Origin of the sequence: Kitasatospora sp. NPDC007106, from assembly GCF_040634455.1 — a bacterium.
GTDB classification, from domain to species: domain Bacteria; phylum Actinomycetota; class Actinomycetes; order Streptomycetales; family Streptomycetaceae; genus Kitasatospora; species Kitasatospora arboriphila.
In genome coordinates this window covers 1-3,613 of record NZ_JBEYFP010000613.1, presented here as the reverse complement: position 1 = coordinate 3,613, position 3,613 = coordinate 1, and the positions used below count along the sequence as shown (strand labels likewise).

Below are 3,613 nucleotides of genomic sequence, written 5' to 3'. Positions count from 1 at the left end.
CTTCCTCCCCCCCCCTCCCCTCTCCCTCTGCGCGGGGTCCCCCCCGGGGGGCCCCCCCGCGGGGGGGCCCGCGCTACTGCCGCGGCTCGCGGTCCGGCGGCGGCGCCAGCCGGTCGCTCATCCACTCCAGGGCCGCGGGAAGCTCCCGGCGCCAGGTCTCGAAGCTGTGCCCGCCGTCGTCCAGGAAGAGCGAGTCCACGGTGAAGTCGGGGTTGTTCGCCGCGACCTGCTGGGCGGTGGCCAGGAACTGCTGGGTCGCCTGGTAGTTGTCCTCCGTCCTGGTGCTGACCACCAGCAGCGAGGCGTGCGGGGCCGGCAGGTTCTTCAGCCGCCAGTTCAGGTCCGACTGCGAGGCGGCCTGCGCGTCGCCCCGGAAGAGGTCGCCGTCCGTCCAGCGGTCGTTCGGCACCTGGTAGTCCGCGTGCAGGGCGGCCGCGTTCGGGAAGGCGTCCGGACTGCGCATCGCCATCCGCAGCGCGCAGCTCCCCCCGGTCGAGTAGCCGAACACCCCCCAGGAGGCGGGGGAGTGGCTCGCCCGGTAGGCGGACCTGATCGCCGTCGGGACGTCCTTGGTGAACCAGGTCTCCGACCGCGGGCCGCCGGCCACGTCCACGCACTCGGTGTTCCGCGGCGGCGCCACCGTCGGCCGGGCCATCACCACGATCGTCGGCGACATCCGGCCGGCCCGCTCCAGCTCCGACACCGTCTGCGGCACCCGCAGCCCCTCCACCAGGTGCAGCGACGGGCCGGGGTAGCCGCCGATCGCCAGCATCACCGGGAACCGTTCGCGGGCGTACTTCGGGACGAAGTACTCCGGCGGCAGGTAGACGAAGACCTGGTCGGACAGCCCCGACTCGGTGCCCGTCACCTTCACCGAGTCGACCCGCCCGACCTCCTCCGGCCTGCCCGCCGGCAGCACGTCCTTCACCGTCTCCAGCCCGCCCTCGGAGGTCGGCTCGACCAGCTTCTGGGAGTCCGGCGCCGCGCCCTTGGCGTGCTCCGAGCTGGTCAGCGCCAGGGCGGCCCCGCCCGGGTGCAGCAGGTCGTTCCACGAGGTGTAGAAGCTGTACGTGTTGTTGACCGCCAGCGCCAGCACCCCCAGCACCGAGACCTGAACCACCGTCAGCAGGCCCAGGCGCCCCAGCACCGGCAGCGGCCGCTGGCGGGCCAGCCGGGGCCACAGCCAGAGGGTGGCGGCCAGGCCCGCGACCGCCGTCGCGATCAGCGAGTACACCAGCGACCTGCTGGTCAGTTCCATGGCGGCGCCTTCCGTCGGGCAGGGGTGGGGCCAGGGTTCATCGTGCGTTCGCCCACCACCCCGGGCCACCGGGGCTAGCCTGACCGGGCGTCGGATTCCGACGCCGCCCGGGGTGCTGATCCGGGTGCAACCGAGGCCCTAGAATGCGGCGTCCACCGAGTGCAGTGCGTGAACCACCGTCCCCGTCGTGACGGCCGCTGCGCGCCGTCCCCGCGACCGCCGTCCGGTCGCCCGGTCCCCTGCCGGACCGGGCCCGGGAGCGGTCCACCACCCGTCCCCAGGCTCCCCCTCGGCCCGGGAGGCGCCCGACCGGCATGCCCGCCGGCGGGGCCTTCTTGACCAGCGGATTGCCCGATCAAGGAATAGTCATGAAGGTCCATCACAACTCCTACTTCGGAGTGACAGGACGAGCCGGATCAGCCCCTACGCTGAACTTCCATGAGCGTTCCCGTGTCCGTTGAGCCGTCGACCGAGCAGCCCCGCCGAGGCGGGCTGCAGACGCTGCGCACCCAGGCCGCGGCCGTCCCCCGCGCCTGGCTTCCGGGCGTGGTCGGCTACGCCTGCCTGCTGATCGGCCTGCTCGACATCTGCAGCGCCGTCTTCCCGAAGCTCCGCCACACCCGGATGCACACCTTCGCCGGGCAGCTGCCCGGCGCGACCACCACGCTCGCCGCGGCGGGCACGCTCATGGTCGGCGTCCTGCTGGTGCTCCTCGCCCACGCCCTGCGCCGCCGCAAGCGGCGGGCCTGGCGCGCGGTCGTCGTCCTGCTGCCCGTGGGCGCCGCCCTGCACCTGCTGCGCTGGCACCAGACCGGCCCCGCCGTGATCTCCCTGGTGCTGTTCGCGGTGATCCTGGTGCACCGCCGCGAGTTCTACGCCAAGGCCGACCCGCGCACCCGCTGGCGCGCGCTCGCCAACCTGGTCGTCATGGGCGTCTTCAGCGTCCTGCTCGGCCTGCTGATCGTGAGCGTCCACCCGAAGTCGGAGATCGGCGACCCGTCGACGGTCCAGCGCCTGGAGGAGACGGTCTACGGCCTCTTCGGCTTCGACGGCCCGATCCGCTACGGCTCCGACCGGATCTCCGACCTGGTCGCCTACTCGCTCGGCGCGCTCGGCCTGCTGACCGCCTTCACCTCGGCCTACCTGCTGCTGCGCCCGGAGAAGCCCGAGCCGGAGCTCACCGTCGAGGACGAGGTCAAGGTCCGCGAGCTGCTGGCCCGCCACGGCACCCGCGACTCGCTCGGCTACTTCGCGCTCCGCCGCGACAAGAGCGTCCTCTTCTCGCCCTCCGGCAAGGCCGCCATCTCCTACCGCGTCGTCTCCGGCGTGATGCTCGCCTCCGGCGACCCGGTCGGCGACGTCGAGGCCTGGCCCGGCGCGATCAAGGTCTTCATGGCGGAGGCCCGCGAGCACGCCTGGGTCCCCGCGGTGATGGGCTGCAGCGAGGTCGGCGGCGAGGTCTGGACGCGCGAGGCCGGCCTCGACGCGCTGGAGCTCGGCGACGAGGCGATCGTCGACACCGCGACCTTCTCGCTCTCCGGCCGCGCCATGCGCAACGTCCGCCAGATGGTCAAGCGGATCGAGCGCAACGGCTACTCCTGCCAGGTCCGCCGGGTCGGCGACCTCACCCTGGAGGAGCGCCGGCAGATCGCCGACGCCGCCTGCCGCTGGCGCGGCACCGACACCGAGCGCGGCTTCTCCATGGCGCTCGGCCGCTTCGGCGACCCGACCGACGACCGCTGCGTCGTCGTCACCGCCCACAAGGCCCCGGCCGAGGGCGAGCCGGCCGGCGAGCCCGGCAGCGACCTCAAGGCGGTGCTGCACTTCGTGCCCTGGGGCCCCGACGGCATCTCGCTGGAGCTGATGCGCCGCGACCGCGAGGCCGACCCCGGCCTCAACGAGCTGCTCATCGTCGCCGCCCTGCAGGCCGTCCCCGCCATGGGCGTCAAGCGGGTCTCGCTGAACTTCGCGATGTTCCGCTCCGCCCTCGCCCGCGGCGAGCGGATCGGCGCGGGCCCGGTGCTGCGCGCCTGGCGCGGCCTGCTGGTGTTCCTCTCCCGCTGGTTCCAGATCGAGTCGCTGTACAAGTTCAACGCCAAGTTCCAGCCGGAGTGGGAGCCCCGCTTCCTCGTCTACAAGCAGACCCGGGACCTCCCGCGGATCGGCTTCGCGGCGATGCAGGCGGAGGCCTTCATCACCCTCGGCATGCCGCGCCTGGGCCGCGCCAAGCAGCGCCAGGGCCTCATGCCCGAGCCCGACCAGGCCCGGCTGGCCGCGGTCACCGAGGCCGCCTGACCGACGGCCGCGCGGCACGGCCCGCACCACCCGCCCGCGGCGGGCACCGGACCCCGGTGC

Annotated in this window: 2 protein-coding genes; one reads left to right on the top strand and one right to left on the bottom strand. The window is 73.6% G+C overall.

The genetic code is table 11. From position 1 onward, the window contains the following. Positions 1–73: 73 nt before the first annotated feature. A complete protein-coding gene (locus ABZ641_RS29430; protein WP_344622570.1) occupies positions 74–1,258 on the bottom strand; it encodes an alpha/beta hydrolase-fold protein in 1,185 nt (394 codons plus the stop codon). A gap of 438 nt (positions 1,259–1,696) precedes the next feature. Between ABZ641_RS29430 and ABZ641_RS29425 the strand changes: the two genes are divergently transcribed. Beyond that, positions 1,697–3,553, top strand: a complete 1,857-nt coding sequence (locus ABZ641_RS29425) for a phosphatidylglycerol lysyltransferase domain-containing protein (protein ID WP_359986623.1) — start codon at positions 1,697–1,699, stop codon at positions 3,551–3,553. The last annotated feature ends 60 nt before the right edge of the window (positions 3,554–3,613 follow it).